Here is a 21,991-nt window from a genome sequence, read left to right on the forward strand (position 1 = left end):
AAAATACATCCTTACCGGTATATCATCCCTGACGGGATTGTTATATTGATTGGTTTTGTATAAAGTTGGAAGATTTTTGAAGTTGGTGAAGTACCACGTGAAGGGATTTGTTTGGGATTTGCTTTTTTGTTGCCACGAAGTTGGGAGACTTTGTAAAGCTCGGAGTGATGAGCCGGACGTCGGAAGTGATGAGTCTGTAGTCGGAAGTGATGGGTCGAGCGTCGGGAACAATCTGTCTTGTATTGGAACTGTAACAGCCTCAAAAACAGTACAAGCTAACTAAAGGCGATAATAATTAATTAACAAATCCACAAACTTATTGTAACTATCAATCCCATCTTCCTGCTGGTTGGACTTCAAATACTGATTATAAAAAGCATGAAAGGCTTTGTCGATAACGGTGTCATACTGTTTCCAAAAAGCTTCACTTTCTCGGTAGTTTTTAATAATTCCGGGATTTACTTTTAACTTTAATCGCTCAAACAAGGTTTTCTCTTTTGCAGCCACAGTCCCTAAACAATACCGCAAAGCTGTTGCATAAGCCGAATATTGAAAGTACAAGTCATCATTTGAAACTCCGGCTAAAAAGCCAATAAAATTGCACTCGCTTTCACTACCAAAACCAATTTGATGGGCCATTTCGTGACAAACCACATTCGGGAAACTATACATCGGCAACCGGTCATTTACCTGAGCTTCGTTAGTAAACGGGTTTAAATAGCCGCCAAATCCCATATAAGTCAAAGGCAAACTAAGTAGGGATTTTTTTTGACTGGGAATACTATAACTAAAATAGGGATGTTGCTTTGCCAGGAGGTCATAACCGCGTTGTGTCATCATAAAAACCTCGTTTTGCGAATAGGGAACAGTGACTTTTTTGTTTTTGTCTTTGGTAATCTTAAAATGAATGGCATTAGTAGTCACAATCAGTTTTTCAGTGAATTGCAGCAAGTCTTCTTCATTATAGTCACGACGGATTTGCATTTTTTCAAAAAGTGGTACACGATAATAATTAAACGCCCACAGAAAATGAAACGCAAAATAAAGCACCGAGAGAAAACTCAAAATGCTTAAAGTCAGGTTTTTCCAGCCGCTTTTTCTGTTTTTAACAAGCCAATAAACAGCATAAACAATCGCTGCGGAATAAATTAAATCCCCAACAGAAAAAGGAACTTTACCCAAAACCGTTCGGCTGATTTTAGCAATATAAACATATAATCCATTGCTGTACCATTGCTCAACAAAGGCAGGGATAAAGGCTAAAACCTTTAGAAAAACAATCTGAAAAACTAAAAATAAGGGAAGAATGTATTTTTTTTTCAAAGTCGATTTTTAAAATGTAAATATAAAGACAATATCGATTTAGAAATAAATTTATTAAGATGAGTTCCCGATACAATTTTTATTTCATAAAAATCTCCCGAACTGATGGGTCAACTTTGTAACTTTGTGCCTCGATAATTAAAAAAAACAACACTATAATGAGCCAAGAAATTAGAAACCTAGAGCCAAAAGCGCTCTGGAATAAGTTTGCCGATTTGAATGCGGTGCCACGTCCGTCAAAAAAAGAAGAACGTATAATCGAATTCATGAAAAACTTTGGAAACAGTTTGGGATTGGAAACTTTTGAAGACGAAATCAGAAATGTAATCATAAGAAAACCAGCCACTCCGGGAATGGAAAACCGAAAAACCATTGTCCTACAAGGCCATTTAGACATGGTGCACCAAAAAAATAACGATACCAATTTTGATTTCCTTACCCAAGGAATCGAGATGTATGTAGATGGCGACTGGGTTAGAGCAAAAGGAACAACATTGGGTGCTGACAATGGGCTTGGAGTGGCTGCTATCATGGCTATTTTAGAAAGCAAAGACATTCCACATCCAGCCATAGATGCCTTGTTTACCATTGATGAAGAAACTGGAATGACAGGAGCGTTAAATTTAAAAGGGGGAATTTTAAAAGGCGAAATCCTCTTAAATTTAGATACCGAAGAAGACGACGAAATCGACATTGGTTGTGCTGGAGGAATAGACGTCACCGCCAATAGAAGTTACAACGAAGAAGAAACTCCCGAAGATTCAGTAGGTTACACCATTACCGTAAAAGGGCTAAACGGCGGACATTCGGGCATGGATATCAATAAAGGTTTGGGAAATGCCAATAAGATTATGAACCGTTTATTATTTGATGGTTTTGAAAACTTCGGTCTTCAAATTGCTGAAATCAACGGTGGAAGTTTGCGCAATGCCATTCCAAGAGAAAGTGTTGCTAAAGTAATCGTGGCCGGAATGTATGATGAAGCGTTTGTGTTTGACATGCAAGAAATCATCAACGATATTAAAACGGAATTCAAAACGATGGAACCTAATTTGACTATTGAAATAGTGAAAAGCGATGTCCCATCAAAAGTCATGGATTTGGGCGTTCAGGAAGGTTTATTGCGTTCGATTTATGCGGCACACAATGGCGTTTACAGAATGAGTGCTGACATGGCAGATTTAGTAGAAACCTCTAATAACATTGCTCGTGTGATTGTTAAAGACGGCGAAATAACTATCCAAAACTTAACTCGTTCATCAGTTGAAACATCTAAAATGGATTTAGCCAACGGTTTGCGTTCGGCTTATGAATTGTTTGGTTGCGAAGTGACTTTTGGCGGAAGTTATCCAGGCTGGACACCCAATGTAAACTCTGAAATATTGGACGTTTTAGTTAGTATCTACGAAAAGCAAAACAACGAAAAACCAAGAGTTGTTGCCTGTCACGCAGGTTTAGAATGCGGCATTCTGGGAACCAATTATCCCGGAATGGATATGATTTCTTTTGGGCCAACCATTCACGGCGCGCACAGTCCTGATGAAAGAGCTTCGATAACATCGTCTCAGAAGTTTTGGAAGTTTTTCTTGGAGATTTTGGCGAATATTCCGGTGAAGTAGTTTTCAGTCGCAGTTTTCAGTTGTCACGCTGAGCGCAGTCGAAGTGCTTTTCTACAAACCTCGTTTAGAAATAAGCGAGGTTTTTTTATTGTAAATAATTCCAAAATAAAATATACTTTTAATACTAACAATTCGTTATAACTAAAATTCTTAAAATGAAAAAAATACTACTTCTTGGGTTGCTTTCACAGTTCTTTTTTTCTTGTCAAAAAGAGAATAAAATAGAAAATGTTGAGCGTGCTTTTTACTATTGGAAGTCAAATCAATATCAAATGTCACAAGAGTTAGATACGCTAAGAAGAAATAGTGAAGTCAATAAACTTTATGTGAAATTCTTTGAGGTAGATTATAGTGATGCTTTAGGTTTTTTCCCAATTTCTAAAACCCAATTGTATTTTTATAATAGACAAGATAGTATTTCTATTATCCCAACAGTTTTTTTGAAAAATGCTGTTTTTCTAAAAGCTTCCAAAGGTGCTATTGATACCTTGGCTGACAATATAAATTTCCTTATAAATAAATACAGTAAAGAGCGATTTGAGCAAGCCAAAAAGCCCATTGAGTTTCAAATGGATTGCGATTGGACCATGAAAACCAAAGACAATTATTTTTATTTTCTCAAGAAACTAAAAGAAATTTCTAAAAAAGAAATCAGTTGCACCTTGCGATTGTATCCTTATAAATATCCAGATAAAATGGGCGTTCCACCAGTAGATAAAGTGATGCTCATGTGTTATAATTTAATCAATCCGCTAGAAAATGAAAATAAAAATTCGATTTTAGACTTAGCTGAATTAGAAAGCTATTTAAAATCGGTTCCTAAATATCCCAAACATATTGACATCGCTTTGCCTATTTATTCTTGGATGCAAGTATATCAAAATAAACGTTTTTCAAATGTGATTTATGCTAATAACAAAGGCATGAAAAAGATATTAAAACAAGACAAACCACTGTGGTATTCTGTAACAAAAGACACTGTGGTTAATGATATATATCTTAGAATTGGCGACAAAATAAAGTTTGAAGAAATCAACGCAGAAAAAATAAAAAGTGCAATCAAATTATTGAAGAGCAATATAGATTTCGATGACAACACAACCATTTCATTATTTCACCTAGATGAAGAACAATTAAAAAATTACTCCAATGAAGAAATCACTAGTTTTTTTACTGATTTTAGTAAATAACGGATTATTGGCTTGCGGATTTTATCCGAGAGGTGAAGATTTACGTTTTTCATTTTTAAATAGCAAAGCTTTTGGCTACTATTTGTTTGAGGAATTTAATTATTCGGCTAATTATTTCTATCCCGGTATTCAATATCCAGCGGGTTATGTTTTTCCAAATGAAAAACTGTGGTTGGATTACTGTAAAGGAAAAGTAAAATTGACCGATATTTCTATAGTATTAAATTCACTTCCAGCTAATGAAATTAATGCTAATTCTACTAACTCGATGATTAAGTACTTGTTTCAAGTCAAAGATTTAGAAGCCATCAATTATTTAAAATTTGCAAAAAATTCAGAGTTTGGAAATTCATGGGAAGAAGATCCGTGGGAGAGAAATAAATCGTTTGTTACTGTTAAACGTAGTAATCAAATTAAACGAGCCATTCGATTAGCTGAAACTTCTAAAACAGAAGCTATCAAGTTTCGCTATTTGTTTTTAGCCATGCGCCTTTCCTACTATAATAGTGATGTTAAAACCATCAATGCTTTATTTGAAGAAAATATAAAAAAGTCCAATAAAAAAGATATCATCTATTATTGGAGTTTGTATTTTCAATCTCTTGCAGAAGTAGATTCGGCTTTGTGTAATTTTTATGCAGCTCAAGTTTTTGCCAATGCACCCGACAAGCGCTTCATGATTTCACAGCAATACAATTCTCAAATTCCAATTGAAAAAGTGTTAGCCTTTGCCAAAAATGATAAAGAAAAAGCCAATGTGTATCTTTTGAAAGGAATTCTAACTGTAGATAAATCATTAGAATACATTCAAAAATTACATCAATTAGCGCCTAATTCAGAAGGTTTTAGTTTTCTTTTGTTGCGCGAAATGAATAAAATGGAAGATTGGGTTTTTACACCCTATTATTCTTTGTTTGAGCCTGCTACCAGAAGAAATTCTTGGCAAGAAGAAAACAATAATTCAATAATGCAAATTTCCAAAAGGATAGAAGAGGACAGGCAATATGCTTCAAAGGTGTTGGCCTTTAGTGAAACGGTTAATAGTAAAAATACAGATAATCCTTTGTTATGGAATTTGAGTAAGGTATATCTACAATTTATGAGTAAAGACTATCAAAAATGTATAGATAATATTGCCGTTTTAGAAAAGGATAATAGTACTGTTGAAATCAAAAATCAAATAAATATCCTTAAAGCATTAGCCTTAACTGCCAATCAAGAATTTGGAAAAGCGATTATTTTGGATGACATAAAACCGATTTTACTTAAAAACAAAAAGCATCAAAAATTTCTTTTTGCCATAGGAAGAGAATTAGAGTACAAAGACAATACCACTGATGCTGCCTTGTTGTATTCGTTGATGAACGAAGTTCATTGGGATGAAGAAACTACTACCTATTACAACGCTTTTTGGAAATCAAAGAAAAGTAAAGGCGATAATTATGCTGATTTCTACGATAATTATTTTGATTACATCAATATCATGTATACACCAGAACAAGTGCAAGCCTTGATAAATAATGTTATTGTAAACAGAACTAGTAATGATGAATTTGCAATTTATAAATACAGCGTTTTGAAAAGAGAAATCTCAAGAATGTATGATTTGTTAGGTACAAAATATATCAGACAAAATAAATTACAAAGCGCACTTGTGGCATTTAAAAAGGTTAGCAATAAGCAATGGAATGATAGATATTCTGCTTGGGAACGAAGTGGTAATAGTTGGGATTCTGGAAGTAATGTTTTTGATCAAAACCCATTTTATGAACTTAAATATACACCCGAATTTATTCCGTTAAAAGATACTATTCGATTGAATAAGTTCACCGTAACTAAATTATTAATCAAATATTTAAACAAAGCTAACGGTACAAAAACTAAAGATCGAGATTACTATTATTTCCTTGTGGCAAATGGTTATTATAATATGTCACAACATGGAAACTCTTGGATGATGAGACGCTATTATTGGTCGAGTTTGGCTGGTGGAAGTACTTCTCTTGAAGATGATAAAGAATTTTTCCAATGTAATTTGGCGAAGAATTATTATAAATTGGCTTTAAAAAATGCAAAGACTGATAAATTTAAAGCGTTATGTTTAAAAATGATAGCAAAGTGTGAGTCGTATAAAATTGAAAATGAAACACCCTATGAATATGATGGCAAATATGATGATTATAAAAAATCAGTATTCAATAGAAATAAATATTATCAAGATTTGAAAACAAATTATCCTGATTATTACCAAGATTTAGCGTCAGATTGTACTTTCTTTCAAGATTATTTTAAAGCTAGAAGATAAGAATTGATTATTTCTTTCTCATCGGATAACTTTCTTGCGTTTGTTTTCCTTGCTGTTTTCCAGAAATAGTGGCGATTAAACTGGTTTCATTTACTTTTTTGTACACAATCTTTTGAGGATAATCATGTTTCAAATTTTCAAAACTAAAAGCGTTATCAGTATCGGAATTTAATTTAAAATCAACGGGTTCGTCATTATTTTGTCCTTTGACCGTGGCGCTATAAACCAAAACCTCTTGTTGCACCTTTAATTCAATCTGTTCAGAGTGAACAGTGTCTTTATTGTTGATAATAAAATAACTTTTACCGATGAAAGTACTGTCGTTTTCTTGAGTCCATGTTTCAGTTAGTAATCCTTCGGGCATTAAACGTTCCCAACTTCCAATAAGCCAATTCATTTTTTCTAATTGTTCAAAGTTTTTCTTTTCTTTATTTTGACAAGAAAGCAAAAAGGCAAGCAGAATAATCCCAAAGAATGGTTTCATTTTTTATTTTTTTTAGTTGTTACAATACTATAAAATTTCTGCCAACTGAACACCGCGAACTGAACACTTTTTTTGTATTTTTGCACTCCTAATAAAGACAATACCATGTTAGAAAGATTGCAATATGTAAAACAGCGTTTCGATGAAATTTCGGATTTGATTATTCAACCCGATGTGATTTCTGAGCAAAAGCGTTACGTACAGTTAAATCAAGAATATAAAGGGCTGAAAGCACTGATGGAAAAGCGCGATGAATATGTGACGCTTGATGCCAATATTAAAGAAGCCAACGAAATTTTAGCAGACGGTTCCGATGCTGAAATGGTAGAAATGGCCAAAATGCAATTAGACGAAGCGAAAGAACGATTACCCGAACTAGAAGAGGAAATCAAGTTTATGTTGATTCCTAAAGATCCAGAAGATGCCAAGAACGTTATGGTTGAAATTCGTGCCGGAACTGGTGGCGATGAAGCATCTATTTTTGCAGGTGATTTATTCCGTATGTATACCAAGTATTGCGAAGCTCGTGGTTGGAGAACGTCAGTTGTGGATATGAACGAAGGAACATCTGGTGGATTTAAAGAAGTTATTTTTGAAGTTACGGGTGAAGATGTATACGGAACATTAAAGTTTGAAGCTGGTGTTCACCGAGTGCAACGTGTTCCACAAACCGAAACACAAGGAAGAGTTCATACTTCGGCAGCAACCGTAATGGTATTACCCGAAGCCGAAGAGTTTGATGTACAAATCGATATGAACGATGTTCGTGTAGATTTTTTCTGTTCCTCTGGTCCAGGAGGTCAATCGGTGAATACCACTAAATCGGCTGTGCGTTTAACGCATATCCCAACGGGTTTGGTGGCACAATGTCAAGATCAAAAATCACAACATAAAAATAAGGATAAAGCCTTAGAAGTATTGCGTTCCCGATTATACGAACAAGAATTAGCCAAGAAGCAAGCGGAAGACGCTACCAAACGTACTTCTCAAGTAAGTTCAGGTGACCGTTCTGCGAAAATCCGAACGTATAACTATGCTCAAGGTCGTGTAACCGATCACAGAATTGGGTTAGATGTTTTTGATATGGATGGCGTAATGAATGGTAAAATCCAAAAATTTGTTGACGAACTTCAGTTGGTTAACAATATGGAGAAACTCAAAGAAAGCGAAGTTTTTTAGTACCAAAAAAAAAGACAGCGAGACTAAATCTCGCTGCCTTCCACCTAATTTAAAACCAAACTTTTTATTCTTTAGCTTCTGAATTTTCTTCAGATTTAGCGCCCATTCTGTTCACCATAAACATAGGTCCAAATTTAAATTTTAATGTGGCTATTTTATTATTGTCAGCAGCTGTTAGTCCTTGTTTTTCAACAGTATTTTTTCTGTTATCTAATGCTTCATATAACATTTTTAATTGATCCCATTCTTGTCGTGAATAGCTATCTTTATTTTGTGTTACAGTAGTAGTAAATTTTTCATAAACACTTAGAATATTGTTTTTATTTACCCAGGTAAAAGTTAAATCATCCGCTACATAATCGTTCCCAAATAATGCTTTTCTCATTGTAATGGCTTTGTTTTCTGAATCATATTTAGATTTTAATTCCATTAATCGTAGTTGGCATTTTTCATATTTGATTGTTGCAGAGTCAATTTTTGCATTCAATTGGGTTTTATCTTCCAATTTATCTACTTCGATGTTGAGTTCAGCAGTTTTATTTTCGTTCATTTTTTGAATAGCATCCCAATTTTCGATAGCTTGTTCCTGGTCGATATTGGCAACCGAGTCGACAAATTTTACGTAATTATTGGCCAGCTCTTCTGTCTTTTTCTCTTGTGGATTTTGACAAGAAATTATAGAAAGAAGTACAGTTAATGTTGTAAAAGTTTTTAATATAGTTTTCATAATAAAGTATTTAAGTGTTAAAGTTTAAATCCATAAGCTAAACGCAATGCTATAAGTCCTAAGCCTTCTCCGATGATGTTATTGCTGTTTTCTATTGGAAAATCGTTAAAATGCTCATATCGTAAACTGATGTCAAATTTATCAGTGGCATATCCTATGGATGGACTGAGTAATAATGAAGTTTTATCATAACCATTGGTTACAGCAAAAGCAGCACCAACTTCACCCATTAGATACAACTGATCTTTTAATATAAATGCTTTGAAACCCACTTTGGCAGGAATATAACCTAAATCGTTGTCATCACCTGATACGAACATATTGCTAAAACCTGTTGTCAAGGTCAACGAATATCTTTTTGTTAAATCGTATTGAATTCTGGCATCGGCACCGAGATTTAAATCATAAGGGTCATTTGTTGGTAATCCTGCATTGATTCCAAATCCTAGTCGGAAACCTTGGTCATAATTTTTTGTTTGTTCTTGAGCGTTTACTATTGAGGTTGCACAAACTATAGCAACAATGGTGAAAATCGATTTTAATGTAATTTTTGTATTCATATTTGTTTTTAATTTACTTGTTTTGATATTAATTTGGTTACCGCCATTTGAAGCACATAACCACTTATTTTCTTTAAAGTACTAGTTGAATTATCAGCTACTACTATTTTTCTGGAAACATATCCTGCTACTATGCCTGTAATTGGACCTAGTATACTTTTTTTGGCATTAGGTATTGTACTAAAATCTTTTAATGTGTTTTTAATAATATTGATAGGTTTTGTAGTTTCAATTACACTATCAAATTGACATCGGATTTCTTGCCATTGATTAGATTGTCTTGCTTCTAAAATAGCTATAGCACTTTCAAGTTTTTCTGTAGGCGTTAATGGTCTCATTTTTAGTTTTGTTACTTACTGGTATTTAACACATCGTCTAAGTCAACTTTTTTTAAGAGCTTTGTGATGACCATATTGCTAATGGGCATTTTTAAAAATCTATTTCTAAAGAGGTAAACGATCATGGCTAATACCAAGTAAAACGTTGACACTATGAAAAAGCCTAAATAGTATTCGTTTAGTAATTTACCAATGTACATACTAACACCAATATTGATAAACAATGTAAACATTGCAACAATCGAAAGGAGAACAATTCGATGAGCTAATGATGATACTACATCGGCTGATTTTTCTACTGCATTAAGCTTCAATAAATCGATGCTGGTGTTAGCATAATTTTCAACTTTTTCGAAAAGTTTATCTTTAGATGTTGCAAATGATTCCATTACTTACTTACTTACGATAGGGTTTTTGACTTGTTCATCTCTTTCAAATTGTCAAAATTTACTTTTTCTTCATCAATGATGTCTTTTGCATCTGCAATAATTTCATTGGCTTCGTCTTTTAATCCGTTAATGGTTTGAGCGATTTTTTCAGAAAAATTTTCCAAAGACTCTTTTATGCTGTCTTTAAAATCCACACTCGTGTTGGCTATTTTTTTTCTGGTTTCGCTACCTTTTGCTGGGGCAAATAAGACGCCTAAAACGGCTCCAACTGCAACTCCACCAAGAATACCTAATAATACATCATTGTTTTTCATAATTTCTAAACTGTTTTTGATTTAATTACTCTTAGTAAAACCGCAATTACTGCAATTACTAAAAGAATGTGAATAATATTTCCAACGCTGTAGACTAAGAAACCAAGTGCCCATAGCATCACCATGATTACCGCTACTGTGTATAATAAATTTTGCATAATTATTTTTTTTAAAGTGAGATTGTAGCAAAAATGCTTAGAACGCTGTTTTTACTATCAGGGAATGTATAGGATTGGCCTAAGAATGTTCGTTCTTTACCTACTGTTGTTAAACCATAATTATAACGAGCTCCAATTCCAAAACCGTCGAAGTTAATACCAATTCCGGCAGCTAATCCAAAGTCTAATTTGTTTAAATCATCTTCATTTACAGCTTCTTCAAAGTTGATGTTTCCGTTGGCGTCTTCATTAGTGATTTTTGAATCAATTAAATATGCTACGTATGGTCCAAAATGAACATCAAAACTTTTAGTCACATTAAATTTTAGTAATAAAGGAACTTCAATGTAGTTTAATCTAAATTTTCCTGTTCCTTGCGCAAAGGCATTATCATATTTTAATTCGGCACCTTTTGTTGTGTAAAGTAATTCGGGTTGTATAGACACTCTCGATGTGATAGGCACTTCTACAAATACACCCAAATTAAACCCAAGAAGTACATTTTGATCGTCTACATCTTCAGTATATAGATTCGACATATTTAATCCACCTTTAACCCCAAATTTAGTACTTCCTGGACCTTGTGCAGTTGTAGTGGCGACTGTTCCTATCGTTAGTAAAGCTAATAGAGCAATTTTTTTTAGATTTTTCATAATTATCAGTTTTATTATTTTTTGTTGTAAAATCGGAATTGTTTTTTTGTACCTTTTATTACAGTACAAATTTGCAACCTTATCGTTTACTTCTATTTACATACTTTTCTACAATAATTACATAGTTACCATCTGATAGGTACAAAAAAAAGCGCTCCTAGTTTTGGAGCGCTTGCTGTTGCTGTTTTTTAATAAAAAGAGTTCCGAAATTAAGCTACAGGAAGGTAAATCGTAATTTTGGTTCCTACTTGAGGTTTACCAGTGGCAAAAATGTAGCCTCGATGATTTTCAACAATTTTTTTGCAAATGGCAAGTCCAATTCCTGTTCCAGAGTATTCGTTTTTATTGTGAAGCCGGTTAAATAGGATAAAAATCTTATCGGCATATTCTTGATTAAAACCAATTCCGTTGTCTTCTATGGCTATTTTATAAAATTTATCATGGCTGTCTGGCAGTCGCTTCTCGTTTTTTGAATGTACCAATGCACTAGTAATCTTTATTATTGGCGGAACATTTTCCTTACTGTATTTCAATGAATTTCCTATGATATTTGTAAACAATTGCTGAATTTGAAACGGAATTACACTCATTTCGGGCAATTTGTTAGTTACAATTTTAGCATTTTTTTCGTCAATCGCTTGTGTTAGTTCTTGCTTGGCATTGTCAAAGAGAACATTCAAATCAGAGAGTTCATAAATTTTTTCACTTTTGTTGGTTCGAGAAAATTGAAGTAAGTCGTCAATAAGAATTCGCATTCTACTGGTAGAAGACTTTATTTTATTCAAGTATTGTTGCCCCGATTCAGACAAACTTGTGGAGTCTTTATCGATTAATCTTGATATAAATGTTTCAATTTTTCGCAAAGGTTCTTGCAAATCATGACTAGCGATATAGTTGAAAGCCGTTAATTCTTTGTTGTTAAGTTCTAGTTCTCTATTGCGCTCTTCCAGTAATTTATTAGCTAAAATTTCGTCGGTTACATCGCTGGTTGTTCCCACAAATGTTTTATTACCAGATAAATTTTCAACAATTCTTCCCATTCCTCTAAAATATCGTATTTCGCCATCTTTTCGGATTATTCTATAAGTGTAAGAAGGAAGATCTTTATTGGCAAACATGACGTTGGTTGTTTTTATCACATAATCTAAATCTTCTGGATGCACAAACTCGAGTCGTTTTTCTAAGCTGGCTTTAAACGATTGTGGATCACAACCTAAAAGACGGTATTCATTATCAGAAAAATGATATTCGTTTGTTTCTAAATTTAGCTGCCAACTCCCAAATTCACCTACAATTTCTGCCAAACTACTGGCTTGATTAGTGACTGTTAGTTTGTTATTGGCTTTTTTGAGTACAATTAAATCCTCATTCATTTTAACAAAAGCTATTGTTAAAAGAACTAGCGAAATTATTGAAGTTAGATAAATAAAAAGCGGTGTATAATTTATAGTATTGTGATAATCATCTTGTCTTATTTTTAGGAGATTTTTTTCTACAATTAACATTTCTTCCACTTTTTTCCTGATGGTGTCCATGGTTTTTTTACCTTCATTTAAATTCTCTTGCAAAACAATATCAGTGATTTTATTTTGTTTAATAAGATACAGCGCTTGGGAAAGGTGATTTTGTCTTTTATTGATTAGACCTAGTAACTTTTTTAAATTATCTTGTTGCGTTCTGCTATTTCTGCATAACTCTGATACTTTGTCGAAAGAGGCTTTCATCAATTGTTTGGAGTTGTAATAAGGTTTTAAAAAACTTTTATCTCTTGTAACAGCATAACCCATTTGCCCTGTCTCGGCATCTTTCAAATAGGAAATAAGTTTTTCTAATTCGATGTTTACTTCATAACTGTTGACCATCCATGTGGAAGACTTTTTTAAAACCGTAATGTGTTTAAAGGTGACTCCCGCAATAAAAAAAATAATAGCTGCTGATAGTACAAAAATTATTCTTAAAAATAGCGGTGAATTATGCAGTTGAATTCTTTTCATTTTACATTCGGAGTAAAAAGTTGTCCTTGTTTAACCCAGATGTGTGATATTGCCAATTGAGTGCCACTACATCGGCCAATATTTTTTTTAAGGTTTGAAAGTCATTTGGTTTTTTAATATAAATATTTGCGCCATTTATAAAAGTTTCTTCAACGTGTTCCTCTGATGACGAGGTCGAATAAATGGCAATGGCAATATCGTTGAAACGCTCATTTTTTTTAATTTCTAATAAACATTCTACACCATTTTTTTTTGGCATATTGATATCAAGAAACAAAATATTAGGTAAAATGGAATTTATATCATTCAGATAATCCATCAATTCCACACCATCATTATAGGTGCTAACTCTCGTATTAATCTTTAATTCGTCAAAAGCATCAGTAAAAAATAATCTATCGTCTTCATCATCATCGGCAAGAATTATGGTTATAAAATCTTTGGTCATCATATTTTATTTATTGTTATTGTATTTTTCTTTTCGTTTTAAAATAATGCGCTGAAATGCAGAGGGCGTAATTCCCGTTGTGTTTTTGAATTGAGTGCTCAAATGCGCCACGCTAGAATAATTTAATCGAAAAGCAATTTCAGTTAAATTCATATCGCCAGCATTAATTAGTTCCTTCGCCAGTTCTATTTTTTGGATGATTATAAAATTTTCTATGGAAGAATAGGTGATTTCAGAAAATAAATTGGATAAATAACCATAACTATGATTAAGTTTTTCTGACAAATAAATGGAACTTTTAACGCTTATTGGTTCTTCACTTTTAACCATTTCAACGATTAAATCTTTTATTTTTTGAACTAAAACACTTTTTTGATTTTCAACAATTTCAATACCGTTTGCCTGCAATGTAGCACTAATTGCTGCCATTTTCTCTTCGGAAAGCGACTCCAACAACTCAATTTCCCCAAAAGTGACTGTCTTATATTTTATATAATTTTGAGCAAGAAGTTGTTCGATGTGAATTTTAACAATAGTGTTAAAATCAAATTTTAAGAAGAGTTTCATAATATGGGTAAAGTTAGTTATTCTTTTCACAAATTGCCTTTTAAGTAAGACTATTTGAACGACGACTGCTCTTAATTTTTTTTAATAGAAAGTAGGGCTATTACTGATTTTTTTTTAGTGTGACCTTTTCCCTGACCTATTGCTTTATGTTTTCCATTATTTTGTGGATGGTAATATTTACTCTTATGTTTTTTGTGGTATTTGAAAGGTGTATTTCCGCGATAATCGGTGATGTATACTATTTTGCCCTTTTTTAAATTATAATTGTTATATCGCGTAGGCAAAGTGTTTGAACGAACCCAAGCATTATTTGATTGGTAAATATATTTTCGCTGCGAAACATCATAATAAGCATCTATTTCGGGCAAATAATAATACTGTTTATCAAAGCGTTGTGCTGGTGACCATGTTGCTGTTTTTTCTAATTTAATGTTTGCGTTGGTTTGCGCTTTTATTTTGGCAACTGGCAGTAAGTTAATGCAAATCAATAGTAGTAGAAGATTTTTCATCTGTTGAGAGTTTTTAATCTGTACAAAACTATTCGGTCTAAAAATTTTTGAGTTACATGATTTATGAAATTTATTATATGATTTGGGCTCGTTTTTAATGCAGCAAAGATTTTTTAAGTTTGTTTCGTTTACGTTCAAAATGTTTATTAATTTATACTTTTTTTCGTCGATGTTTGTATCTTTGAAAAACAATTGCAATGACTACTCAACAGCTAATCCAACAAATTCGACATAAAAAATCCTTTCTTTGCATTGGACTTGACGTTGATTTAACCAAAATCCCAAAGCATTTACTCGAACTCGAAGACCCAATTTTTGAATTCAACAAAGCTATAATTGATGCTACTCATGATTTATGCGTTTCCTATAAGCCCAATACGGCTTTTTATGAAGCTTATGGATTGAAAGGTTGGCAATCATTAGAGAAAACAATCAGTTACATCAACAAGAAATATCCTGAAATTTTTACTATTGCTGATGCAAAACGTGGCGATATTGGTAATACTTCGACCATGTATGCCAAGGCTTTTCTGGAAGATTTAAATTTTGATAGTGTCACTGTTGCGCCCTATATGGGAAAAGATTCTGTGGAACCTTTCTTGGCTTTTGAAAACAAACATACGATACTATTAGCATTAACATCCAACGAAGGCGCTTTTGATTTTCAGACAAAAATTAATCCCGAAGTTTCGGGAGGTCAAGAACTCTATAAAACGGTTGTCAAAACAGCTAAAACTTGGGAAAACAGTCAAAACTTGATGTATGTTGTTGGTGCAACAAAAGCAGAATATTTTACAGAAATTCGGAAAATAGTGCCAGATAGTTTTCTTTTGGTACCAGGAGTCGGAGCGCAAGGCGGAAGTTTGTATGATGTTTGTTCCTATGGAATGAATGATGACATTGGTTTACTAATAAATTCTTCAAGAGCGATTATTTACGCTTCAACTGGTACCAATTTTGCCGAAAAGGCTAGAGAAGAAGCATTGAAATTGCAACAAGAAATGGAAATGATTTTGAAACAAAATAATTTAGTATAAACTATTTTGAAGACTTTTATAGACCAACTTGGAACTTCCCATTTTTTTGAAACTTCACCAAAACGGATTGTTTCTCTTGTGCCTTCGATAACTGAATTACTTTATGATTTGGGTTTGGAAGAAGAGCTAGTTGGAATTACCAAATTTTGTGTGCATCCGTTTCATTTTAAATCAACAAAGAAGATAGTTGGTGGTACAAAGAAAGTGCATTTTGAAAAAATCCGTTTGTTACAACCCGATATTATCGTCGCTAATAAAGAAGAAAACACCAAAGAAATAGTAGCCGAACTTTCTAAAATTTGTCCGGTTTGGGTGACAGATATTGTCACTTTAGAAGATAATTTGAAAATGATAACAGACTTTGGTCAACTCTTTAATAAAAGAACCGAAGCACAAAAATGGATAGATAAAATCAACTTTGCACATGGCGATTTTCTCGATTTTATAAAAGATAAACCAGTTCAAAAAGTGGCTTATTTCATTTGGGCAAATCCTTATATGGTTGCCGGAAATAATACATTCATTCATGAAATGTTGAAAATCAATAACTTTCAAAATATTTATGACACTAGAGAAGAACGCTATCCTGAAGTAATTATTCAAAAAATGCGCATTCAAGGCGATCCGGATTTAGTTTTACTTTCTTCTGAACCATTTCCATTTTCTGATGAACATGCCTTTGAACTTGGTCGTTTTACTCATCACGCTAAAACCATTTTCGTTGATGGTGAACTATTCTCTTGGTATGGAAGCAGATTAGTGAAAGCATTCAATTATTTCAAATTACTGCACTAAAAAGCCAATTTTAAATTTTGTTTTTCTACAAAATACTATATTTACAACTTAATAAATGATTTGCTTGTGATTAATTACACCATTTACTCCAACACAAAAAGCGCACAATGGGTAACCTTTGTTCATGGCGCTGGCGGAAGTTCGGCTATTTGGTTCAAGCAAATTAGAGAATTTCAGAAAGAGTATAACGTTTTGTTATTGGATTTGAGAGGTCATGGCAATTCTAATCAGCAGATAAAAAATGCCTTCAAACAGAAATATACATTTACCGCATTGGCGGAAGATATTATTGAAGTTTTAGATTTTTTAAAAATTCAAAAATCACACTTTGTAGGCATTTCTTTAGGAACAATTCTTATCCGTCAGTTAGCAGAAATGCATCCGCATAGAGTGCAAAGTATGATTCTAGGTGGCGCGATTTTGAAAATGAATTTTCGTTCTCAAATTTTAATGCGACTGGGAAATATTTTTAAGTATGTTTTGCCTTATTTGGTTTTATACAAATTTTTTGCCTTTGTCATAATGCCTAATAAAAACCACAAACAGTCGCGACTACTATTTATTAACGAAGCTAAAAAATTGTACCAAAAAGAATTTATAAGATGGTTTAAACTCACTGCAGAAATAAATCCAGTACTAAAACTTTTTCGACAAGTAGAAATGAATATTCCAACGCTATATATCATGGGTGAAGAAGATTACATGTTTTTACCTTCTGTTAGAAAAGTAGCAGAAAGTCATTATAAATCTTCGAGTTTGGTAGTAATTCCTAATTGCGGACATGTAGTCAATGTGGAGCAACCACAAACATTTAACAGTTCAGTCATAGGTTTTTTGAGGTCTCAAAACTAAAAAACTGCCAATTCTTCCCAGACTTGACAGTTTCTAAACTAACCTAAACCATTATAATAAAAAACCAAATTTATTACTTTACAAATATAGGACGTCTTACAATCCTACAATGTTAAGGTTATGTTATACTTATGTTATTGATTTCTAAAAATTTAAATTATTTTTTATCCTGCATAGCAAATACCTGTTGTAATAATGGAGATGTTCTTGCTTTCATATCCATTCTAATGGTCTTTTCTTCTATAGCTATCATTTTAAAAACACCTTCTAAAGCTTCATTGGTAGTATAATCGGTTAAATCGGGGTTCACTTTATTTACTAATGGAATAGAATTGTATTTTTTTATAATACTTTCCCATACTTTATCGGCACCAACTTTAGCAAAAGAATTTTGAATAACAGGGTTAAATTTTTCATATAAAGCACTTGCAGTATTGGTTTGCAAATAAGAAGTAGCTTGGTTTTCATTACCCATCAGAATATTTTTTGCATCGTCAAAACTTATGTTTTTAACCGCATTTACAAAAATGGGCGTAGACTCCTTTACTGCATCTTCTGCTGCACGATTTAACATTAGTAATCCTTCGTCGGCAAGCGAACTGAGTCCCATTTTTCGCAAGGTTTTATCTACTTTCTGTAACTCTTCTGGCAACAAAATTTTTACCAATTCGTTTTTATAGAAACCGTCTTCCATAGTAAGCTTAGATACTTGTTTCTCAATGCCTTTATTTAACGCTTCTTTCAATCCTTTTGCGATATCAGTTGCACTTAACGCAGATTTACTAGTTGGAATTTTCTTTGGAATTGATTTTTTTATTTGGTCAGATAATTTTATTTGACTGAAACCTAAAACTGGAAGTAGTAAAAGAAGTATAAATTTCGATTTCATATATTATTTTTTTTAAAAGAATATCAAAAATGAAGCCAATTAATTTAATCAGGTAATGAATGTCTTTTTTTGCATAAAAAAGCACAGGAGATAGTATAAAATCATTACCAGTTATAAATTTTATGTTTTCTACGAAATCGTTGTAACAATTTTTATTTATTACGTAAATTGCGCACTCAAAATTATCACATCCGCAAAATGGAATCACAAATGCCTTATATCCCAAAAAATAAAGTTAGAATTGTTACTGCTGCCTCTCTTTTTGATGGCCACGATGCTGCTATAAATATTATGCGTCGAATTATTCAAGCCACTGGTGTTGAAGTCATTCACCTTGGTCATGATAGAAGTGTAGAAGAAGTAGTGAATACTGCTATACAAGAAGATGCCAATGCTATTGCGATGACTTCCTATCAAGGCGGCCACAATGAGTATTTCAAATACATGTACGATTTATTGAAAGAAAAAGGCGCAGGACACATCAAGATTTTTGGTGGTGGTGGTGGTGTAATTTTGCCCAGTGAAATTTCAGAATTGCATGAGTACGGAATTACAAGAATATATTCTCCAGATGATGGTCGTGCCATGGGATTGCAAGGCATGATAAATGATTTGGTAAAAAAATCGGATTATCCTGTAGGTGATGTTTTAAATGGTGAAATCAATCATTTGGAAGAAAAAAATCCAACGGCAATTGCTCGTGTGATTTCCTCGGCAGAAAATTTTCCTGAGGTAGCCAAAGATACGTTAGACAAAATCCACAAGAAAAATGAAACCTCACACATTCCTGTTTTGGGAATTACAGGTACTGGTGGTGCAGGAAAATCGTCTTTGGTAGATGAATTGGTGCGCCGCTTTTTAATCGATTTTCCAGAAAAAACCATAGGATTAATTTCTGTTGATCCATCAAAACGCAAAACCGGTGGTGCTTTGCTAGGTGATAGAATTCGTATGAATGCCATCAACAATCCAAGAGTTTATATGCGTTCCTTGGCAACACGTCAATCCAATTTAGCTTTATCTAAATATGTTAATGAAGCAATTCAAGTTTTGAAAGCAGCAAAATATGACCTAATCATTTTAGAAACTTCTGGAATTGGACAAAGTGATACAGAAATTATTGAGCATTCTGATGTATCGCTATATGTAATGACACCCGAATTTGGTGCGGCTACACAATTAGAAAAAATTGATATGTTAGACTTTGCTGATTTAGTAGCTTTAAACAAATTTGACAAACGTGGCGCACTTGATGCCCTGCGCGATGTAAAAAAACAATACCAGCGCAATCATAACCTTTGGGATACCAATCCAGATGAAATGCCAGTTTTCGGTACGATTGCTTCGCAGTTCAATGATCCAGGAATGAACACGCTTTATAAGAAAATCATGGATAAAGTAGTGGAGAAAACAGGAGCCAATTTACAGTCTACTTTTGAAATCACGCGTGAAATGAGCGAGAAGATATTTGTCATACCACCACATAGAACGCGTTATTTATCTGAAATTGCAGAAAATAATCGCAAATATGATGAAACGGTTTTGACACAAGTTGAGGTAGCGCAAAAGTTGTATGGAATTTATAAAACCGTTGAATCAGTTGCAAATAAAGTTCCGGTTTTAGATAAGTTTGGACTAACTCTGACAGGGTTTGAAACCCTGTCAGAGTTTGAATTCATAAATCTGTTACTGAAAGAATTTGACCGCGTAAAAATGAACCTCGACCCATTCAATTGGGAAATAATTCTTACTTGGAAAGAAAAAGTTTCTAAATACAAAAATCCTATTTACAGTTTCAAGGTACGTGACAAGGAAATTAAAATTGCTACACACACCGAAAGTTTATCGCACACTCAAATTCCAAAAGTAGCACTACCCAAGTATGAAGCCTGGGGCGATATTTTAAAATGGAACCTACAAGAAAACGTTCCTGGAGAATTTCCTTTCACAGCAGGGTTGTATCCGTTTAAACGCGAAGGCGAAGACCCAAGCCGAATGTTTGCGGGCGAAGGCGGACCAGAAAGAACCAACAAACGTTTCCATTATGTGAGTGCCGGATTGCCTGCCAAAAGATTGTCTACCGCTTTTGATAGTGTTACTTTATATGGAAACGACCCCGATTTGCGTCCTGATATTTATGGAAAAATTGGTAATGCCGGCGTTTCCATTTGTTGTCTAGACGATGCTAAGAAGTTGTATTCTGGTTTTGATTTAAGTCACCCATTGACTTCGGTTTCTATGACCATTAATGGTCCAGCACCAATGCTGTTAGGCTTTTTTATGAATGCCGCTATCGATCAAAGTTGCGAAAAATATATTGTGGAGAACAACCTGCAAGTTGAGGTTGAAGAAAAAATCAACGAAATTTATAAGAAAAAAGGTTTACCTCGGCCAAAATATAATGGCGAATTACCAGAAGGGAATAATGGTTTAGGTTTACTACTTCTTGGTGTAACTGGCGACCAAGTTTTGCCACTAGAAATCTATCAAGATATAAAATATAAAACGCTATCCCAAGTTCGGGGCACAGTACAAGCGGATATTTTGAAAGAAGACCAAGCGCAAAACACCTGTATTTTTTCAACGGAGTTTGCCTTACGATTGATGGGTGATGTACAAGAATATTTTATTCAAAAGAATGTGCGCAACTTTTATTCGGTTTCAATTTCAGGTTATCACATTGCCGAAGCTGGCGCTAATCCGATTACTCAGTTAGCCTTTACGCTGTCCAACGGTTTTACTTATGTTGAGTATTATTTAAGCCGTGGTATGAATATTAATGATTTTGGACCCAATTTATCCTTCTTCTTTTCGAATGGAATTGACCCAGAGTATTCTGTGATTGGAAGAGTAGCACGTAAAATTTGGGCGAAAGCCATGAAAAATAAATATGGTGCCAACGAAAGAGCGCAGATGTTAAAATATCATATTCAAACTTCGGGTCGATCGTTACACGCGCAAGAAATTGATTTTAACGATATTCGAACTACGTTGCAAGCTTTATATGCTATTTATGACAATTGTAATTCGCTACATACCAATGCCTATGACGAGGCAATCACGACACCAACCGAGGAAAGTGTTCGTCGTGCCATGGCTATTCAGCTGATTATCAATAAAGAATTGGGCTTAGCCAAAAACGAAAACCCAATTCAAGGTTCGTTTATTATCGAGGAGTTAACGGATTTGGTAGAAGATGCCGTGTTAAAAGAATTTGACAAAATTACGGAACGCGGCGGTGTTTTGGGCGCGATGGAAACCATGTACCAACGCAATCAAATTCAAGAAGAAAGTATGTATTATGAAATGCTGAAGCATACGGGTGAGTTTCCAATTATTGGGGTAAATACCTTTTTGAGTTCCAAAGGTTCGCCAACCGTTTTACCAGCTGAGGTGATTAGAGCTACCGAAGAGGAAAAACAAGAGCAAATCAAAACCTTGGCAAACTTACATAAAACCTATCAAGATACAGAACAAGAGCAAATCAAGGCCTTGCAAAATGCTGCCATCAACAACGAAAATATTTTTGAAGTCTTGATGAATGCTACTAAGTATTGTTCATTGGGTCAAATAACAACTGGCTTATTTGAAGTTGGTGGGCAGTATAGGAGGAATATGTAAATTAGATTTTTTATAGAAATTAACCTCACAAAGATGTGAG

General features: G+C 33.7%; 22 protein-coding genes. 8 read left to right on the top strand and 14 right to left on the bottom strand.

Annotated elements, in window-relative coordinates:
- Positions 1-279: 279 nt before the first annotated feature.
- Positions 280-1,323 (bottom strand): DUF3810 domain-containing protein, encoded by a 1,044-nt coding sequence (locus WFZ85_RS10810; RefSeq protein ID WP_342696307.1) that lies wholly within the window; start codon positions 1,321-1,323, stop codon positions 280-282.
- Between the two features lie 158 nt (positions 1,324-1,481).
- Between WFZ85_RS10810 and WFZ85_RS10815 the strand changes: the two genes are divergently transcribed.
- The 3 genes from WFZ85_RS10815 (at position 1,482) to WFZ85_RS10825 (ending at position 6,437) form a co-directional block, all read left to right on the top strand.
- Complete coding sequence (locus tag WFZ85_RS10815; RefSeq protein ID WP_342696308.1) at positions 1,482-2,942, top strand: aminoacyl-histidine dipeptidase; 1,461 nt, start codon at positions 1,482-1,484, stop codon at positions 2,940-2,942.
- A 155-nt stretch (positions 2,943-3,097) separates the two neighbouring features.
- Positions 3,098-4,132, top strand: a complete 1,035-nt coding sequence (locus tag WFZ85_RS10820; RefSeq protein WP_342696309.1) for a hypothetical protein — start codon at positions 3,098-3,100, stop codon at positions 4,130-4,132.
- Complete coding sequence (locus WFZ85_RS10825) at positions 4,092-6,437, top strand: hypothetical protein (RefSeq protein WP_342696310.1); 2,346 nt, start codon at positions 4,092-4,094, stop codon at positions 6,435-6,437. The genes WFZ85_RS10820 and WFZ85_RS10825 overlap by 41 nt, the downstream gene beginning before the upstream one ends.
- 7 nt (positions 6,438-6,444) lie before the next feature.
- Here the strand turns inward: WFZ85_RS10825 and WFZ85_RS10830 are convergent, their stop codons facing one another.
- Positions 6,445-6,921: a DUF6265 family protein gene (locus WFZ85_RS10830; protein ID WP_342696311.1), complete on the bottom strand. Its 477-nt coding sequence runs from the start codon at positions 6,919-6,921 to the stop codon at positions 6,445-6,447.
- A 105-nt stretch (positions 6,922-7,026) separates the two neighbouring features.
- Here WFZ85_RS10830 and prfA point away from each other — a divergent pair, with 105 nt between their 5' ends.
- The gene (gene prfA, locus WFZ85_RS10835) at positions 7,027-8,100 is read left to right on the top strand and encodes a peptide chain release factor 1 (protein ID WP_342696312.1); all 1,074 of its coding nucleotides are present in this window, start codon (positions 7,027-7,029) and stop codon (positions 8,098-8,100) included.
- A 64-nt stretch (positions 8,101-8,164) separates the two neighbouring features.
- Here prfA and WFZ85_RS10840 read toward each other — a convergent pair whose 3' ends face one another.
- From WFZ85_RS10840 to WFZ85_RS10890, 11 genes are all read right to left on the bottom strand, one after another.
- On the bottom strand, positions 8,165-8,827 hold the full coding sequence (locus tag WFZ85_RS10840; RefSeq protein ID WP_342696313.1) for a hypothetical protein: 663 nt from the start codon (positions 8,825-8,827) through the stop codon (positions 8,165-8,167).
- Positions 8,828-8,844: 17 nt separating this feature from the next.
- Positions 8,845-9,387: a hypothetical protein gene (locus tag WFZ85_RS10845; protein ID WP_342696314.1), complete on the bottom strand. Its 543-nt coding sequence runs from the start codon at positions 9,385-9,387 to the stop codon at positions 8,845-8,847.
- A gap of 8 nt (positions 9,388-9,395) precedes the next feature.
- Positions 9,396-9,725: a hypothetical protein gene (locus WFZ85_RS10850; protein ID WP_342696315.1), complete on the bottom strand. Its 330-nt coding sequence runs from the start codon at positions 9,723-9,725 to the stop codon at positions 9,396-9,398.
- An 11-nt stretch (positions 9,726-9,736) separates the two neighbouring features.
- Positions 9,737-10,114 (bottom strand): hypothetical protein, encoded by a 378-nt coding sequence (locus WFZ85_RS10855; RefSeq protein ID WP_342696316.1) that lies wholly within the window; start codon positions 10,112-10,114, stop codon positions 9,737-9,739.
- An 11-nt stretch (positions 10,115-10,125) separates the two neighbouring features.
- On the bottom strand, positions 10,126-10,428 hold the full coding sequence (locus WFZ85_RS10860; protein WP_342696317.1) for a YtxH domain-containing protein: 303 nt from the start codon (positions 10,426-10,428) through the stop codon (positions 10,126-10,128).
- 5 nt (positions 10,429-10,433) lie between these two features.
- Positions 10,434-10,586, bottom strand: a complete 153-nt coding sequence (locus WFZ85_RS10865; protein ID WP_342696318.1) for a lmo0937 family membrane protein — start codon at positions 10,584-10,586, stop codon at positions 10,434-10,436.
- A gap of 11 nt (positions 10,587-10,597) precedes the next feature.
- On the bottom strand, positions 10,598-11,239 hold the full coding sequence (locus tag WFZ85_RS10870) for a porin family protein (protein ID WP_342696319.1): 642 nt from the start codon (positions 11,237-11,239) through the stop codon (positions 10,598-10,600).
- 209 nt (positions 11,240-11,448) lie between these two features.
- Entirely contained in the window at positions 11,449-13,233 is a 1,785-nt protein-coding gene (locus WFZ85_RS10875; RefSeq protein ID WP_342696320.1) for a CHASE3 domain-containing protein, read from the bottom strand.
- Position 13,234: 1 nt separating this feature from the next.
- The gene (locus WFZ85_RS10880; protein WP_342696357.1) at positions 13,235-13,681 is read right to left on the bottom strand and encodes a response regulator; all 447 of its coding nucleotides are present in this window, start codon (positions 13,679-13,681) and stop codon (positions 13,235-13,237) included.
- A 6-nt stretch (positions 13,682-13,687) separates the two neighbouring features.
- Positions 13,688-14,248, bottom strand: a complete 561-nt coding sequence (locus WFZ85_RS10885; RefSeq protein ID WP_342696358.1) for a helix-turn-helix domain-containing protein — start codon at positions 14,246-14,248, stop codon at positions 13,688-13,690.
- Positions 14,249-14,319: 71 nt separating this feature from the next.
- On the bottom strand, positions 14,320-14,757 hold the full coding sequence (locus WFZ85_RS10890; RefSeq protein WP_342696321.1) for a hypothetical protein: 438 nt from the start codon (positions 14,755-14,757) through the stop codon (positions 14,320-14,322).
- A 197-nt stretch (positions 14,758-14,954) separates the two neighbouring features.
- On the opposite strand from WFZ85_RS10890, the gene pyrF reads away from it, so the two are divergent.
- From pyrF to WFZ85_RS10905, 3 genes are all read left to right on the top strand, one after another.
- The gene (gene pyrF, locus WFZ85_RS10895) at positions 14,955-15,794 is read left to right on the top strand and encodes an orotidine-5'-phosphate decarboxylase (protein ID WP_342696322.1); all 840 of its coding nucleotides are present in this window, start codon (positions 14,955-14,957) and stop codon (positions 15,792-15,794) included.
- 6 nt (positions 15,795-15,800) lie between these two features.
- The gene (locus WFZ85_RS10900; protein ID WP_342696323.1) at positions 15,801-16,589 is read left to right on the top strand and encodes an ABC transporter substrate-binding protein; all 789 of its coding nucleotides are present in this window, start codon (positions 15,801-15,803) and stop codon (positions 16,587-16,589) included.
- A gap of 66 nt (positions 16,590-16,655) precedes the next feature.
- On the top strand, positions 16,656-17,441 hold the full coding sequence (locus WFZ85_RS10905; protein ID WP_342696324.1) for an alpha/beta fold hydrolase: 786 nt from the start codon (positions 16,656-16,658) through the stop codon (positions 17,439-17,441).
- Between the two features lie 157 nt (positions 17,442-17,598).
- Here WFZ85_RS10905 and WFZ85_RS10910 read toward each other — a convergent pair whose 3' ends face one another.
- Positions 17,599-18,330 carry a DUF4197 domain-containing protein gene (locus WFZ85_RS10910; RefSeq protein ID WP_342696325.1) on the bottom strand — a complete coding sequence of 244 codons (732 nt, stop codon included), beginning with the start codon at positions 18,328-18,330 and terminating at the stop codon, positions 17,599-17,601.
- A 198-nt stretch (positions 18,331-18,528) separates the two neighbouring features.
- On the opposite strand from WFZ85_RS10910, the gene WFZ85_RS10915 reads away from it, so the two are divergent.
- Positions 18,529-21,951 (top strand): methylmalonyl-CoA mutase family protein, encoded by a 3,423-nt coding sequence (locus WFZ85_RS10915; protein WP_342696326.1) that lies wholly within the window; start codon positions 18,529-18,531, stop codon positions 21,949-21,951.
- The last annotated feature ends 40 nt before the right edge of the window (positions 21,952-21,991 follow it).

The sequence above is a fragment of the Flavobacterium aureirubrum genome, assembly GCF_038739835.1.
Taxonomy (GTDB): domain Bacteria; phylum Bacteroidota; class Bacteroidia; order Flavobacteriales; family Flavobacteriaceae; genus Flavobacterium; species Flavobacterium aureirubrum.

What these genes read in the sequence shown, in the direction of transcription:
- WFZ85_RS10815 (WP_342696308.1), top strand. Translation starts at nt 1,482, where the DNA reads ATGAGCCAAGAAATTAGAAACCTAGAGCCAAAAGCGCTCTGGAATAAG.
- WFZ85_RS10820 (WP_342696309.1), top strand. Translation starts at nt 3,098, where the DNA reads ATGAAAAAAATACTACTTCTTGGGTTGCTTTCACAGTTCTTTTTTTCT.
- WFZ85_RS10825 (WP_342696310.1), top strand. Translation starts at nt 4,092, where the DNA reads ATGAAGAAATCACTAGTTTTTTTACTGATTTTAGTAAATAACGGATTA.
- WFZ85_RS10830 (WP_342696311.1), bottom strand. Translation starts at nt 6,921, where the DNA reads ATGAAACCATTCTTTGGGATTATTCTGCTTGCCTTTTTGCTTTCTTGT.
- prfA (WP_342696312.1), top strand. Translation starts at nt 7,027, where the DNA reads ATGTTAGAAAGATTGCAATATGTAAAACAGCGTTTCGATGAAATTTCG.
- WFZ85_RS10840 (WP_342696313.1), bottom strand. Translation starts at nt 8,827, where the DNA reads ATGAAAACTATATTAAAAACTTTTACAACATTAACTGTACTTCTTTCT.
- WFZ85_RS10845 (WP_342696314.1), bottom strand. Translation starts at nt 9,387, where the DNA reads ATGAATACAAAAATTACATTAAAATCGATTTTCACCATTGTTGCTATA.
- WFZ85_RS10850 (WP_342696315.1), bottom strand. Translation starts at nt 9,725, where the DNA reads ATGAGACCATTAACGCCTACAGAAAAACTTGAAAGTGCTATAGCTATT.
- WFZ85_RS10855 (WP_342696316.1), bottom strand. Translation starts at nt 10,114, where the DNA reads ATGGAATCATTTGCAACATCTAAAGATAAACTTTTCGAAAAAGTTGAA.
- WFZ85_RS10860 (WP_342696317.1), bottom strand. Translation starts at nt 10,428, where the DNA reads ATGAAAAACAATGATGTATTATTAGGTATTCTTGGTGGAGTTGCAGTT.
- WFZ85_RS10865 (WP_342696318.1), bottom strand. Translation starts at nt 10,586, where the DNA reads ATGCAAAATTTATTATACACAGTAGCGGTAATCATGGTGATGCTATGG.
- WFZ85_RS10870 (WP_342696319.1), bottom strand. Translation starts at nt 11,239, where the DNA reads ATGAAAAATCTAAAAAAAATTGCTCTATTAGCTTTACTAACGATAGGA.
- WFZ85_RS10875 (WP_342696320.1), bottom strand. Translation starts at nt 13,233, where the DNA reads ATGAAAAGAATTCAACTGCATAATTCACCGCTATTTTTAAGAATAATT.
- WFZ85_RS10880 (WP_342696357.1), bottom strand. Translation starts at nt 13,681, where the DNA reads ATGACCAAAGATTTTATAACCATAATTCTTGCCGATGATGATGAAGAC.
- WFZ85_RS10885 (WP_342696358.1), bottom strand. Translation starts at nt 14,248, where the DNA reads ATGAAACTCTTCTTAAAATTTGATTTTAACACTATTGTTAAAATTCAC.
- WFZ85_RS10890 (WP_342696321.1), bottom strand. Translation starts at nt 14,757, where the DNA reads ATGAAAAATCTTCTACTACTATTGATTTGCATTAACTTACTGCCAGTT.
- pyrF (WP_342696322.1), top strand. Translation starts at nt 14,955, where the DNA reads ATGACTACTCAACAGCTAATCCAACAAATTCGACATAAAAAATCCTTT.
- WFZ85_RS10910 (WP_342696325.1), bottom strand. Translation starts at nt 18,330, where the DNA reads ATGAAATCGAAATTTATACTTCTTTTACTACTTCCAGTTTTAGGTTTC.
- WFZ85_RS10915 (WP_342696326.1), top strand. Translation starts at nt 18,529, where the DNA reads ATGGAATCACAAATGCCTTATATCCCAAAAAATAAAGTTAGAATTGTT.